Origin of the sequence: Pectobacterium sp. F1-1, from assembly GCF_025643735.1 — a bacterium.
In the GTDB taxonomy this organism is placed as follows: Bacteria; Pseudomonadota; Gammaproteobacteria; order Enterobacterales; family Enterobacteriaceae; genus Pectobacterium; species Pectobacterium colocasium.
The window spans coordinates 3,685,064-3,698,745 of record NZ_CP104733.1 but is presented as its reverse complement, the minus strand read 5'-3'; the positions used below and the strand labels follow the sequence as shown (position 1 = coordinate 3,698,745).

Genomic DNA, 13,682 nt, shown 5'->3' with positions numbered 1-13,682 from the left:
AAAGGCGAGAAGGGAAGGGTAGAAAGTCAGATGTGTGAACTGCTGGGGATGAGCGCGAATGTACCGACGGATATCTGCTTTAGCTTTACCGGGCTGATACAACGCGGTGGGAATACCGGGCCGCATCGGGATGGCTGGGGAATTACCTTTTATGAAGGGAACGGCTGTCGCACGTTTAAAGATCCGCTGCCAAGCTATAACTCGCCGATTGCCCGGCTGGTGCAGGATTATCCCATCAAATCATGTGCGGTGGTTTCACACATCCGGCAGGCGAATCGCGGCGCGGTGTCGCTGGAAAATACCCATCCTTTTACCCGCGAGCTGTGGGGGAGGAACTGGACGTTCGCCCACAACGGGCAACTGAAAGGTTACAACACCCTAAAAACGGGCATGTTTCGCCCCGTAGGCCAGACTGACAGCGAATTTGCTTTCTGCTGGCTGCTCTCTCAATTGTCCGAACGTTATCCGCGCACACCGGGCAACTGGCCTGCGGTGTTCCGCTATATCGCGAAACAGGCGGATGTCCTGCGGGAGAAAGGCGTGTTTAACATGCTGCTGTCGGACGGGCGCTTTGTGATGGGGTATTGCTCAACCAAACTCTACTGGATCACCCGTCGCGCGCCGTTTGGTAAAGCGACGCTGTTGGATCAGGATGTGGAGATTGATTTCCAGCAGCAGACGACACCCAATGATGTCGTCACGGTACTGGCGACGCAGCCGCTAACGGGCAACGAAACCTGGCATCAAATCATGCCAGGTGAATTCGTTCTATTTTGTTTCGGCGAGCGCGTACTTTAAGGTTGGCTGGCTGGTCATCAACGGTGGGTTAACGACGTATTGCCCATTAAACACAGTGATGGCTGGCGGCTGATTGTGCTGATTAAAATAGGCATACCCCGGCTGAAGCTGTTTCCAGAAGCTGGCGTAGGTGGAATTACGGTGGCGCAGCATGTTCTGTTCCGTCATACGGAACGGGTAGATGGCAATATCAATCTTCGCCTGCCCGTTGCGTAGCGCTGCTTCGGCATAGCGATAAATCTCATCCATGTAGGTGTTGGTCATGGCATAACAGCCAACTGACACACATTCGCCGTGGATCATTAAATAGCGGCCGGAATACCCCTGTGATTTATCATACTCGTTGGGGAAACCGATATTGATCGCGCGGTAATATTGGCTGTCTGGTTTTAACTGACGCAGATCGACCTGATAGAAACCTTCCGGACTTTTTAAATCGCCTTCAACGCGTTTTGGCCCTAATCCGCCCGAATATTTACAGATTGGGTATTGGTCCAATAAACGGTATTCGTTGCCGACTTTCGCATAGAGTTCGAATATTCGCTCTTCTTTAAAGATCTGAATATAGATCGGAGAGCCTAATAATTGCTGTTTTAATTCTTTTGCTATCGGCGCGAGCGGCGGTGCGGTCTCGCTGGCGGCGCTGGTAACAACAAGAGAAGGCAAAAAAAACAACATCGCAAACGACAGCGCGATTTTTTGCATTATGGTTCCTGATAATAAAATTGCCTGCTACACGCGGCGTCCGCGTCGCGCTACTGGTGTGTTAGCGAAAGTGTTAGGACAGCCGTTATCGGTATATATTTCGTCGGCGAATAGATAACGACGAAAACGAAATCACATTATCATTGGTTTCATATTAATCAAGCGTTGAAAAGCGCTAAAAAATAACATTTACAAAAAACAGCCCGAATGGATACGGGCTGCTACGTGTGAGGTTATTAATGGTAGGAGAAAGCGGGTCAGGCGCGGGTGGCTTCTATCATCATAATGTCGGTGACAAACGAACCGTCCGCCTGTACTTCAAAATGCTGTATCACTTCGTCCGCCAGCGTTTTTTGCAGTTCACGAATCGCCACTGTGAAATGTTCTGGCGTACGCATACGGGCAACCCAACTGCTGAACTCCAGCGTCAGCCTGTCGCTGGTGGCGTTACGCACGATGAACCCGGCTTCCGTAAACAGACTCAGCCACTCGCCCGGTGCGTAATTACGCACGTGTGAAGTGTCGCGCAACTTCTCTACCGTCTGCAAGTAGCTGTCCAGCAGCGGATGTCCGGGCGAAACGACATCCATCATGATTACGCGCCCGCCCGGTTTCAGGACGCGCCGCATTTCACGTAACGCCTGCCCGACATCATGCCAGTGATGCGCAGAGTAACGGCTGATGATGATATCTGCACTGCTATCCTCGAACGGTAAAGACTCGGCTACGCCTTGCTGAACGCGGATGTTATTCAGCCCTTTTTGTGCAGCAGCCTGACTGACAACCTCCAACATTTGAGAAGACAGGTCGTAGGCAACAACCTCTGCGACGGCCTGTGCGGCAACGAAGCTGGCGTGTCCTGCACCGCAGCCGACATCGATGACGCGCGCTTGCGGGAAAGGCGCTAATAAAGCCGCTAACTGGGTTAAATCTTTGCCCTGCGCATGCACCGCGCTGGTCAGGTAGTTCTGCGCTTGTGAGCCGAACTGATGTTCGACGCGACGATTATGATTCTGCTTTTCTTCCATCATTGCTCTCGCTCTATCTGAATTGTTCTTGTTTCATCAGGGGTAAACGGCGGCGCGCCAGCCACTAAAGAAGACGTCGGTCTAAGAACATCCTTGGTCTAAGAACATCCTTGGTCTAAGAACACTGTCTTTGGCTTAAGAACACTGTCTTTGGCTTAAGAACACTATAGTGAGAGAAAAATACGGGTACAATATGAGCATTTATACGGGTATAAAATACTCCCTGTTTGATTAACACCGCTTTCACTGATGCTGCTGCCATCGCAAGTTGCCTGAGCGGGCGGGATAAAAAGGACACCGGGTTATGTCTGCAAATTCGTTTATGTCTGCCAATTCTCTGAGCGGCCCAAAGGCACTGGGGGCTTTTTTACGGGCGCTGCGTGAGCGGACCTCGCCGGAAAGGGTCGGCCTGCCAGCGTCCGGACGGCGACGCACCAGCGGATTACGCCGCGAAGAGTTGGCGCAAATCGCCCGAATCAGCACCACCTGGTATACCTGGCTTGAGCAGGGGCGTGACGTGTCTGCTTCAGCCTCGGCGCTGACTCGCTTGTCGCTGGCGTTAAAGCTGGAACCCGCAGAGCATGACTATCTTTTTAGTCTGGCTGGCGTGAAGGACCCTCAAAAGCAGAGCAGGGCAACGTCGCTGGATACGCGGGTTGCCGCCAGCCTGCACCATATTACCTGTCCTGCGTATCTTCTGGATGGCTGCTGGAACATGCTGGCGTGGAATGCGCCATCGGAACAGTTGTTTTTCGGATGGCTGGGAACCGATCCCGAACCGAATCTGCTGCGCTTTATGTTTCTCAATCCGCTGGCACGATCGCTGGTGGTTGATTGGTCAGAACGCGCCAAACGGGTAGTGGCGGAGTTTCGGGCGGAATCCAGCCATTACGTGTCTGCCGAGGCTGTGCGGCAAGTCGTGATGGCGCTGTGTGAAGAAAGCCGCGAGTTCAATCTCTGGTGGTCGCAGCAGGCGGTAACCGCCCGTGAAGGTGGCGAGCGACGTTTCCACTACCCTTTGTTGGGGGATGTGGCCTATCACCAACAGACTTTCCATCCTGCCGGACAGGGGGAATTGAAGCTGGTGATGCTGATCGCGCAGTAAACGTGGGCGGTATTGCGCTGCTTGTCTATACTGACTTTGATCTGTATATTTATACAGTGTTGTCAGAGGGCCAGTATGCGCAAAATCATTCATGTTGATATGGACTGCTTCTACGCAGCAATTGAGATGCGTGATAACCCGCGCCTGCGCGATATTCCTCTGGCGATTGGCGGGAGCGCCGATCGTCGTGGTGTCATTAGCACCGCTAACTATCCTGCCCGACGTTACGGTGTTCGCAGCGCGATGGCGACCGCAACGGCCTTGCGCCTGTGTCCTCACCTTACCTTGTTACCTGGGCGTATGGAGGTGTATAAGTCCACCTCCCGCCAAATCCGCGATATCTTCGCCCGCTACACATCGCTTATCGAACCGCTTTCTCTGGATGAAGCCTATCTGGATGTCACCGATAGCCCGCACTGCAATGGTTCGGCGACGCGCATCGCTGAAGAAATCCGTCGAACCATCGCGGATGAACTGAATCTGACCGCCTCGGCGGGGATTGCGCCAATCAAGTTTCTGGCGAAAATCGCGTCAGAGTTAAATAAACCGAATGGACAATATGTGATCACACCCGATCAGGTGGATGATTTCCTGCTGGCGCTGCCGCTGGAGAAAATCCCCGGCGTCGGGAAAGTGACGGCGAAACGGCTGGAAGAACGCGGTCTGCATACCTGTGCGGATGTGCGGGGATATGCGCTGGCGGATCTGCTTAAAGAATTCGGTAAGTTTGGCCGTGTGCTGTGGGAGCGATGCCAGGGGATTGATGAGCGACGGATTTCCCCCGATCGGTTGAGGAAGTCAGTTGGCGTGGAGAAGACGCTGGCGCAGGATATCCACGACTGGGAACAGTGTGAAAGTCTGATAGAACAGCTTTATCAGGAGCTGGAAGTTCGCCTGAAACGGGTTAAGCCCGATCTGCACATTGCGCGTCAGGGGGTAAAGCTCAAGTTTGATGATTTTCAGCAAACGACGCAGGAACATGTGTGGCCGATATTGAATAAACAGGATCTGTTGAAGATCGCGCAACAAACCTGGCAGGAGCGGCGTAAATCCAGAGGCGTCCGGCTGGTGGGGCTGCATGTAACGCTGCTCGACCCACAAATTGAGCGACAGCTGGTGTTTGATTGGGGGTAAAGAGGTGTGGTTGAGGATAAAAAAGGGCGACATCTCCCCGTCGCCCTGTGTTTACTCGTGTGCGTGTTATTCGTTAGCGATCAGGCACGTGGCGGAATCGCTTTCAGCAGTTCTGTCAGCAATTTCCAGTACAGATCCACGCTGCCGATATGAACTTGTTCATCCGGCGAGTGCGGCCCGGTGATGGTTGGCCCGATAGAAACCATATCCATCTCTGGATAAGGCTTCTTGAACAGACCACACTCCAGACCGGCGTGAATCACCATGATGTTCGGCGTCTTGTTGAACAGTTTCTGATACGTTTCGCGCACCAGCGCCATGACTGGTGAATGCGCATCCGGCTGCCAGCCTGGGTAGCCGCCTTTCGGTGACGTTTTCGCACCAGCCAACTGGCCCAGCGACGTCAGCGTACCAACGACGGCATCTTTACCGCTGTCGATCAGCGAACGAATCAGGCAGATAATTTCCGCGTGGTCGTCTTCCATCGTCACAACGCCCAGATTCAGTGACGTTTCCACCACGCCTTTGACTTCGTCGCTCATGCGGATCACGCCGTTTGGCGTGGCATTGAGCAGAGCCAGCAGGCGATCGCGGCTGTCCTGCGTCAGTGGGTGCTCATTGCTGTCGCTGGCTTCCACCAGTACGGTCAGGTTTTTCTCAACGGCAGACAGTTCATTTTTCAGCACCGCCAGATATTCCTGGCTCAGCGTTTTTAACGACTCGACGTTAGCGGCTGGCAGAGACAGCGTGGCGAAGGCCTCACGCGGAATCGCGTTACGCAGCGTCCCGCCGTTCAGATCGAGAATGCGGATATCCAGCGCTTTCGCCTGCTCGAACAGGAAACGTGCCAGCAGCTTGTTGGCGTTGCCCAGTCCCAGATGGATGTCGCAGCCGGAGTGGCCGCCTTTCAGCCCTTTAATCGTCAGCTTCAGCGTGTGGTAACCAACTGGTGGCACTTCGCGTTCGAGCGGCAGACGGGTAATGAAATCAATACCGCCTGCGCAACCCATGTAGATTTCGCCTTCTTCTTCCGAATCGGTATTGATCAGGATTTCGCCCTGAAGCCAGTTTGGTTGCAGGCCAAACGCGCCATCCATTCCGGCTTCTTCCGTCATCGTCAGCAGCACTTCCAGCGGGCCGTGCTCGACGTTCGGATCGGCCAGCACTGCCAGTGCAGAGGCCATACCAATGCCGTTATCCGCACCTAGCGTGGTGCCGCGCGCCTTCAGCCATTCACCGTCAATATAAGGCTGGATCGGATCGGTAGTGAAATCGTGTACGGTGTCGTTATTTTTCTGCGGCACCATGTCCAGATGCGCCTGCAATACGACAGGCTTGCGATTTTCCATGCCGGCGGTTGCCGGTTTGCGCAGCAGAATATTGCCGACCTCATCGCGCTCGGCATGAATGCCTTTCTCTTTAGCCCATTCCAGAATGTGTGCAGCCAGCGCTTCTTCATGATAAGACGGATGCGGAATGGAACAGATCTTGGCGAAAATATCCCACAGAGGCTGGGGAAAGTTGAGACAATTCAGACACTATTTCAGTCTCCTTTTTAGCGGCACGCCTTCGCGTTCTGGCGGGCAGGGCTACAGGTTAAAAGTTAATCGCGGTGAGCCACATAACATGGCGTGTCACAACAGAATATCATTTTCCATCGAAGCAGGGGAATTGCCGTCGGCCCTGCTTGATTTTTCCTGCTGCAATATGAACCAACGGGCTTGGCAGGGCGGCGGCTGACGGGAAAAACTCGGCTCTCACGTTGAGAAAAACTGGTTTTTATGTTGTCGGCTATCTATAATCTCGCGCAACCTTTTTCCCCCCTCAGACTCAAATTAAGCCGATTTTTATCCGGCTGGGATATATTTTATGAGCGAAAAGTACGTCGTAACCTGGGATATGTTGCAAATTCATGCCCGCAAACTGGCACAGCGTTTACTGCCTGCCGATCAATGGAAAGGCATCATTGCCGTTAGCCGTGGTGGTCTGGTGCCAAGCGCACTGCTGGCGCGTGAGCTGGGCATTCGTCACGTTGATACCGTTTGCATCTCCAGTTATGACCACGACAACCAGCGCGAAATGAAAGTGCTGAAGCGTGCCGAGGGAGATGGCGAAGGGTTTATCGTGATTGACGATCTGGTTGACACGGGCGGTACGGCGAAGGCAATTCGTGATATGTATCCGAAAGCGCACTTCGTGACCATTTTCGCCAAGCCAGCCGGTAAGCCGCTGGTTGACGACTACGTGATCGATATCCCGCAGGATACCTGGATTGAACAGCCGTGGGACATGGGCGTGGTATTTGTTCCGCCGTTGTCTGGTCGTTAATCGCCTGAGCGAATCTTCGTTTTCACCAATGCCCGGTTTAGCCGGGCATTGTTGTTTATGGTGATTGTTGTTTTTGATCATGATTATTTTTATCGATAGCGGTTTCTCATCCGCATCATTTCTGCCGCAGGCTTTGATCCAAACGTATGTTTCTGCCGCAGGCATTTGTCTTCTCTGGCCTGAGTTCGTTACACTTTAGCGGGTGACGAAGAAGTCGTCTGATGTCCGCTAACAGCGGTTCACATTAACGGAGGCTGCTGTGGCGCAAGCTAACCTGTCTGAAACGCTATTCAAACCATCCTTTAAACATCCGGAAACCTCGACGTTGGTCAGACGTACGCGGAATAGTCAGGATGTGCAGGGGCTGCATTCTACGCTGGAAGGGGAAAAGACCCGCAGTTGGTATCGCATGATTAACCGGCTGATGTGGATTTGGCGTGGCGTCGACCCGTGGGAAATCGAAGACGTGCTGTCGCGTATCGCTGCCAGCAAGGCGGACAGAAGCAACGAGCAACTGCTTGATACGGTGATCGGTTACCGGGGTGGTAACTGGATTTATGAATGGGTGAAGCAGGGGGCAGATTGGCAGCAGCGAGCAACAGAGAGCGGCGATGACGCGCAGACCGGGCAGTTCTGGCTGAAGGCTGCCAACCTCTACAGTATTGCCGCGTATCCACATATTAAAGGCGATGAACTGGCAGAACAGGCGCAAACGCTGGCAAACCGCGCCTATGAAGAGGCTGCTAAATACCTGCCTTATGAACTCAAAGAACTAACCTTCCCGATTACGGGCGGTGGCACGCTGACCGGGTTTCTGCATATGCCCTCGCAAGCGAAAGCACCTTTCCCTACCGTTCTGATGTGCGGCAGCCTGGAAATGTTGCAGAGCGATTATCATCGCCTGTTTCAGGACTATTTTGCGCCGGCGGGCATGGCGATGCTGACGATTGATGTCCCCTCCGTTGGATTTTCTTCCCGCTGGAAATTGACTCAGGATTCCAGTTTTCTGCATCAACAGGTCTTGCGTGCGCTGCCGGATGTCCCGTGGGTCGATCACTCCCGTGTGGTCGCGTTTGGCTTCCGCTTTGGCGCCAATATCGCCGTTCGGCTGGCATATCTGGAATCGCAGCGCTTACGCGGAGTGGCCTGTCTCGGCCCCGTGGTGCACCACCTGTTAAGCGAACCAAATCGTCAGCAGCAGGTACCGGATATGTTTATGGATGTGCTGGCGAGTCGGCTGGGTATGCCGTTCTCGACGGATTCCTCGCTGAAAACCGAGCTGGGGCGCTATTCGCTGAAAACGCAGGGTTGTTAGGACGCCGCTGTCCGACGCCGATGCTGGCAGGCTACTGGGATAACGATCCGCTCTGCCCGAAAGAAGAAGCCAGCCTGATTGTGAATTCATCCGCACAAGGGAAACTGCTGCCGGTTAATTTCTCACCGGTGTACCAGAATTTCCACCGCGCACTACAGCAAATCAGCGGATGGTTGCAGGATAAAGTGTAGAAGAGCAGTTGTAACGCACGGTCTGTGCAGGCGAATCTTCGCTACACGGACCGTTGTTCCTGCCAGATAATCGCCGTCGATCACAGTAATGCCGATCGTTTAAGAATCGAGATACCGGGGGCTACCACGGTGCGAGGTATCCCTGCGGGAACCTCATCACCGTGTTTCCCCCCTAAATCCACGCTTAAGTGAACAGTATTACGTCGATCACAGGATCTTTTTGGCGTAGTAAAGTCTTTCCATATCAATCACTTCAACTGTAACCGACAGATCCTTCAATCCAAGTGCTTCGATCTTCTGAAGTACCAGATTGGAGAGATTACTTTTCTGCTCTCCCGTCCGCCCTGAAAGCACCTTGATTACCACATGAATGAAACTGGCTCGTTCGCCACCGGTCGTGTAGCTATCGTAAGCAAGGGATCTGACTTTGATGTCACTGCCGTCACTGGCAAACAAGCCAGATTCGAGTGCACCGCGATAGATCGCAGGGAGCAGGGCATTTACATCAATGTTTGACGAATGTTCGGCGATACAATGTGGCATAAGGTGTCACGTCTCAATTAACGGAAACGAAGAGACCAGAGTATTGAATACTCCGTGTCGGGCGGCAATGCTTTTTCAGGAAAGCCTGCTCGAACAAGAGGGATAGACGTGAGTTGTCATGCAGGTAGTTGATAAATTGCCATTCTCTGCTAAAAAGAAGGTTCAACCAAAGGAGAGCGTAGATGATATTACCGAGTGGACACTCCAAAAGCCGACTCATGAAAAATTTTACGGCACTGGGACCTTATATCCGTGAAGCGCAGTGCGAGAATACTGGGTTCTTCTTTGATTGCCTGGCGGTTTGCGTCAACATCAAACCCGCACCGGAAAATCGCGAGTTCTGGGGTTGGTGGTTGAATCTGGAAGATACCGGCGAAACGTTTGCCTATGACTATCACTACGGTTTGTTTGATAAACAGGGCAACTGGCGTGAGGAAAAAATCAAGGACAAAGCCGTGATGGAACAGGTGGAAAATGCTAAACAGGCTTTCCATGTCCGACTGGAGAAACTGCTGCACTCGCTGGAACCCGCCTGTACCCTCGTCGCACGACCGTGATGCTTCCCTGACGATCCCCGATTTATTCGCAGGTTTTCGCGTTATGCCTGTTGGCATAACGCGTCTGTCCTGCTACAACGTTTTCCTTATTCTTATTTTTTGACATCCAACGGCAGAGAAATTATGAGCGGCAGCCAGACTTTGGTTGTGAAACTGGGCACCAGCGTGCTAACCGGCGGTTCGCGCCGTCTTAACCGCGCCCACATTGTTGAACTGGTGCGCCAGTGCGCGCAGCAACATGCGGCAGGGCATCGGATTGTTATTGTCACCTCAGGGGCGATTGCCGCCGGGCGTGAACATTTGGGTTACCCCGAACTCCCGGCCACGATTGCGACCAAACAACTGCTGGCCGCCGTGGGTCAAAGCCGCTTGATTCAACTGTGGGAACAACTGTTTTCCATCTACGGCATCCACGTCGGGCAGATGCTGCTGACGCGTGCGGATATGGAAGATCGTGAGCGTTTCCTTAACGCGCGCGACACCATGCGGGCGCTGCTGGATAACAATATTGTTCCAGTGATTAATGAAAACGACGCCGTTGCCACCGCCGAGATCAAGGTGGGTGACAACGACAACCTGTCTGCGCTGGCGGCGATTCTGGCTGATGCAGATAAGCTGCTGCTGCTGACCGATCAGGCCGGGTTGTTTACCGCCGATCCGCGCAATAATCCTGATGCAGAGCTGATCCGTGAAGTGACCGGCATCAACGATGCACTGCGCAGCATTGCGGGGGACAGCGTGTCAGGCCTCGGAACAGGCGGTATGTCGACCAAATTACAGGCTGCCGATGTGGCCTGCCGTGCCGGTATCGACGTGGTGATTGCCGCAGGCAGCAAGCCAGGCGTTATCGGCGATGTGATTGCGGATATCTCCGTCGGAACGCGTTTTCATGCGCTGGATGCGCCGCTGGAAAGCCGCAAGCACTGGATTTTCGGCGCACCGCCGGCGGGGGAAATCACCGTTGATGACGGCGCGCTTTCGGCGATCCTCGAACGCGGCAGTTCGCTGCTGCCGAAAGGCATTCGTAGCGTGGAAGGGAATTTCTCTCGCGGTGAAGTGATCCGCGTGCGTAGTCTGGCGGGGCGCGATGTGGCGCATGCAGTGACACGCTATAACAGCGATGCGCTGCGTATGATTGCCGGACACCACTCTCAACAAATTGCCGAGATTCTTGGCTACGAATATGGTCCGGTGGCTATCCATCGCGACGATATGATTATTAATTAAGGAGTTCGCGATGCTTGAACAAATGGGTAAAGCGGCAAAAGCGGCCTCTTATCAGATGGCGGTCTTGAGTACGGCACAAAAAGATCGTGCGCTGCTGACGATTGCGGATTTGCTGGAAGCCGAGAGTGCGACGATTCTAGCGGCTAACGCGCTGGATTTAACCGATGCGCGCCAAAATGGTATGAGTGACGCATTGTTGGATCGGTTGCTCTTAACGCCGGCACGGCTGAGCGCGATTGCCAGCGATGTGCGTCAGGTCTGTCGCCTGACCGATCCGGTAGGGCAGGTGATTGACGGCAGCATGCTTGATAACGGCCTGAAGCTGGAACGTCGCCGCGTGCCGCTGGGCGTGGTCGGTGTGATTTATGAAGCGCGCCCGAATGTGACCATTGATGTGGCATCGCTGTGCCTGAAAACCGGTAACGCGGTGATTCTGCGCGGTGGCAAAGAAACGTACCGCACCAATGCGGCGACGGTAAAAGTGATTCAGCAGGCGCTGTCGCAGTGTGGCCTGCCCGCTGCCGCAGTACAGGCGATTGAAAGCCCGGATCGTGAGTTGGTTAACCAACTGCTGAAGTTGGATCGCTACGTGGATATGCTGATTCCTCGTGGTGGCGCTGGCTTACATAAGCTATGCCGTGAGCAATCGACGATTCCGGTTATCACGGGTGGAATTGGTGTTTGTCACATCTATGCGGATGACAGCATTGATTTCGACAAGGCGCTGACGGTGATTGAAAGCGCCAAAGTGCAGCGTCCTAGCGCCTGCAACAGCCTGGAAACGCTGTTGGTCAACCAACATATTGCTGACCGCTTCCTGCCTGAACTGAGCAAGAAAATGGCGGCGGCAGGTGTGACGCTCCATGCCAGTCCTTCCGCGATGCCTTACCTGACCGGTGGCCCGGCAAGCGTCGTTGCGGTGGAAGAGGCTAACTATAACGATGAATGGCTCTCTAATGACCTGAACGTCACGCTGGTGGACTCCCTGGATGCGGCGGTTGCCCATATTCGCGAGCATGGTACGCAGCACTCTGATGCGATTCTGACGCGCTCCTTGAGCAATGCGGAACGCTTCGTACGTGAAGTGGATTCTTCAGCGGTGTATGTCAACGCCAGTACGCGCTTCACCGACGGCGGCCAGTTTGGTCTGGGGGCTGAAGTGGCGGTCAGCACCCAGAAACTGCATGCGCGTGGTCCAATGGGGTTGGAAGCGCTGACCACCTATAAGTGGATTGGTTATGGCGACAATTTGATTCGCGCCTAATCGTTTAATGGCTGCGCATAGCAAAGTGATATGCGCAGCGTCATTTTCACTCCGTTCTTTTATTTCGCTATTTTTTAAATAAAACATCTCGCTCCAGCCGTGATTCTTTTATTTGTGGTGTTGTTTTTAATTAAAAATTAATGCAATAATAGAAACCCAATAAAGTAACTACATTAGAGAAATATCCTCCAATAGTAACAAACTATGCTTTGTGTAACGTGTCACAAATACATAGTCTGTCTGGCTATCGGAGGATAAATAGTAATTTTTTCCTATGCTGCAATAATGCGTTATTTATTAATGCTGATGCTTCTCTGCTGCATTGTGGACTGAACGGGCCGTTTCACGAGCCTGTTTTTCCGCACGACTGTTAAAATTATCCGCTTTAGTTTTGGCATCAGCCCAGCCTTTTTCGGCATCTTTTCTGGCTTCAGTTTCTCTGGATTTCACATCGGCTTTGACTTTTTCTTCCCTGCTTTTATTTTCTGATTCTCTTGCCTTTATATCGGCTTTGATGGCATTAGTTTTATCCCGGAAGTGAGATTCGCTGTTGCTTGTCTTCTGCGGTTCACCCACAGTACCGGCATGAGCGCTAGCACTGACGTGACTGATCCCTTGACCCGATGATGATTCAGTTTTGGTTACGCGCTCAGTTTTGCCATCATGAGTCGACTGAGCACTGGCGGTTGCTGAGGCAAAGCTATCCGCTGCAGCCATACCGATATAGCTTGTACCCAATAACAAGCCTAAAAATAGTGTTTTCATCTTCATTATTCACACCCTCTCACGGTACTTTCTTGTCATGCCGAAAATAATATTTTGATGGTGAGATATTATTTTGGCATTAACGTATAGACAGCATCCTTATTGCCTTGGCAGTAGTAGAGAAAAATAATAAATAAAAAGAATAGGGATTTCTCCTAAAACAAAATGACCGTTTGGTTGAGACTTATTTCATTTTTATCATAAAGGTAAAAAGTTATTTTTATTGTAACGTTCCTACTCTACTGGGAAATATATTGCTTAAAAATGAGCAGCGTTTGTATAGTCAGATATTATCTGTCTGGAATCGGCTCCCGAAGCAAGGTGATAGAGAATCCAGATTCTGGCTTCTCCGTTAAGCCCAAAAGCTATAGCATGCAGTATTATTAGTACGGAAAATTATCAGAACCGTATCATCTTCAACAGGATGATGATAAAACCAGCAGACGATCGCCAAACGCTTGACTTGATGTACCATTATCACTAATTTGTCACCCCGTAGTTCGCGTCTGGTTCTTGCCACGACGATCCCAAAGCCGATATAGCTCAGTTGGTAGAGCAGCGCATTCGTAATGCGAAGGTCGTAGGTTCGACTCCTATTATCGGCACCACTAACTCATCCGAGTACATCCAAAAACGTCCATAAAATCCTTTTAAATCAACGATAATTACTGCTTTTACGTCCGTATGCGTCCGATATTGTCCAGTGACATCCGGCTATAAAT

The 13,682-nt window shown here is 52.4% G+C and carries 10 protein-coding genes, 1 tRNA gene and 3 pseudogenes; 9 read left to right on the top strand and 5 right to left on the bottom strand.

Features of this window, described 5'->3' with window-relative positions; genetic code table 11:
- The first annotated feature begins 30 nt into the window (after positions 1–30).
- Positions 31–798 (top strand): class II glutamine amidotransferase, encoded by a 768-nt coding sequence (locus tag NAL19_RS16555; protein WP_225085557.1) that lies wholly within the window; start codon positions 31–33, stop codon positions 796–798.
- On the opposite strand, the gene dpaA is transcribed toward NAL19_RS16555, so the two are convergent.
- Positions 769–1,503, bottom strand: a complete 735-nt coding sequence (gene dpaA, locus NAL19_RS16550; protein ID WP_225085556.1) for a peptidoglycan meso-diaminopimelic acid protein amidase — start codon at positions 1,501–1,503, stop codon at positions 769–771. The genes NAL19_RS16555 and dpaA overlap by 30 nt on opposite strands.
- Positions 1,504–1,760: 257 nt before the next feature.
- Positions 1,761–2,540, bottom strand: a pseudogene (locus NAL19_RS16545) (class I SAM-dependent methyltransferase); the annotation flags it as partial.
- A 295-nt stretch (positions 2,541–2,835) separates the two neighbouring features.
- Here NAL19_RS16545 and NAL19_RS16540 point away from each other — a divergent pair.
- Both NAL19_RS16540 and dinB read left to right on the top strand, forming a co-directional pair.
- Complete coding sequence (locus NAL19_RS16540; RefSeq protein WP_263057907.1) at positions 2,836–3,636, top strand: helix-turn-helix transcriptional regulator; 801 nt, start codon at positions 2,836–2,838, stop codon at positions 3,634–3,636.
- Between the two features lie 75 nt (positions 3,637–3,711).
- Positions 3,712–4,770: a DNA polymerase IV gene (gene dinB, locus NAL19_RS16535; protein WP_225085553.1), complete on the top strand. Its 1,059-nt coding sequence runs from the start codon at positions 3,712–3,714 to the stop codon at positions 4,768–4,770.
- An 80-nt stretch (positions 4,771–4,850) separates the two neighbouring features.
- On the opposite strand, the pseudogene pepD reads toward dinB, so the two are convergent.
- Positions 4,851–6,309 (bottom strand): annotated as a pseudogene (gene pepD / locus NAL19_RS16530) (beta-Ala-His dipeptidase).
- 330 nt (positions 6,310–6,639) lie between these two features.
- Between pepD and gpt the strand changes: the two are divergent.
- Positions 6,640–7,098: a xanthine phosphoribosyltransferase gene (gpt, locus tag NAL19_RS16525; RefSeq protein ID WP_010282559.1), complete on the top strand. Its 459-nt coding sequence runs from the start codon at positions 6,640–6,642 to the stop codon at positions 7,096–7,098.
- 259 nt (positions 7,099–7,357) lie between these two features.
- Positions 7,358–8,604, top strand: a pseudogene (frsA, locus tag NAL19_RS16520) (esterase FrsA).
- Between the two features lie 207 nt (positions 8,605–8,811).
- On the opposite strand, the gene NAL19_RS16515 reads toward frsA, so the two are convergent.
- On the bottom strand, positions 8,812–9,147 hold the full coding sequence (locus tag NAL19_RS16515) for a 5-carboxymethyl-2-hydroxymuconate Delta-isomerase (RefSeq protein ID WP_225085549.1): 336 nt from the start codon (positions 9,145–9,147) through the stop codon (positions 8,812–8,814).
- Positions 9,148–9,329: 182 nt separating this feature from the next.
- Here NAL19_RS16515 and crl point away from each other — a divergent pair, with 182 nt between their 5' ends.
- The 3 genes from crl to proA all read left to right on the top strand — a co-directional run bounded on the left by crl (position 9,330) and on the right by proA (position 12,195).
- Positions 9,330–9,704, top strand: coding sequence for a sigma factor-binding protein Crl (crl, locus tag NAL19_RS16510; protein ID WP_225085548.1), 375 nt, complete (start codon positions 9,330–9,332; stop codon positions 9,702–9,704).
- Positions 9,705–9,827: 123 nt separating this feature from the next.
- Positions 9,828–10,931 carry a glutamate 5-kinase gene (gene proB, locus NAL19_RS16505; protein ID WP_180740672.1) on the top strand — a complete coding sequence of 368 codons (1,104 nt, stop codon included), beginning with the start codon at positions 9,828–9,830 and terminating at the stop codon, positions 10,929–10,931.
- A 10-nt stretch (positions 10,932–10,941) separates the two neighbouring features.
- Positions 10,942–12,195, top strand: coding sequence for a glutamate-5-semialdehyde dehydrogenase (proA, locus tag NAL19_RS16500; protein ID WP_263057906.1), 1,254 nt, complete (start codon positions 10,942–10,944; stop codon positions 12,193–12,195).
- 297 nt (positions 12,196–12,492) lie between these two features.
- Here the strand turns inward: proA and NAL19_RS16495 are convergent, their stop codons facing one another.
- Positions 12,493–12,966, bottom strand: coding sequence for a hypothetical protein (locus tag NAL19_RS16495; protein WP_225085546.1), 474 nt, complete (start codon positions 12,964–12,966; stop codon positions 12,493–12,495).
- A 526-nt stretch (positions 12,967–13,492) separates the two neighbouring features.
- Here NAL19_RS16495 and NAL19_RS16490 point away from each other — a divergent pair.
- Positions 13,493–13,568, top strand: a tRNA-Thr gene (locus NAL19_RS16490).
- The last annotated feature ends 114 nt before the right edge of the window (positions 13,569–13,682 follow it).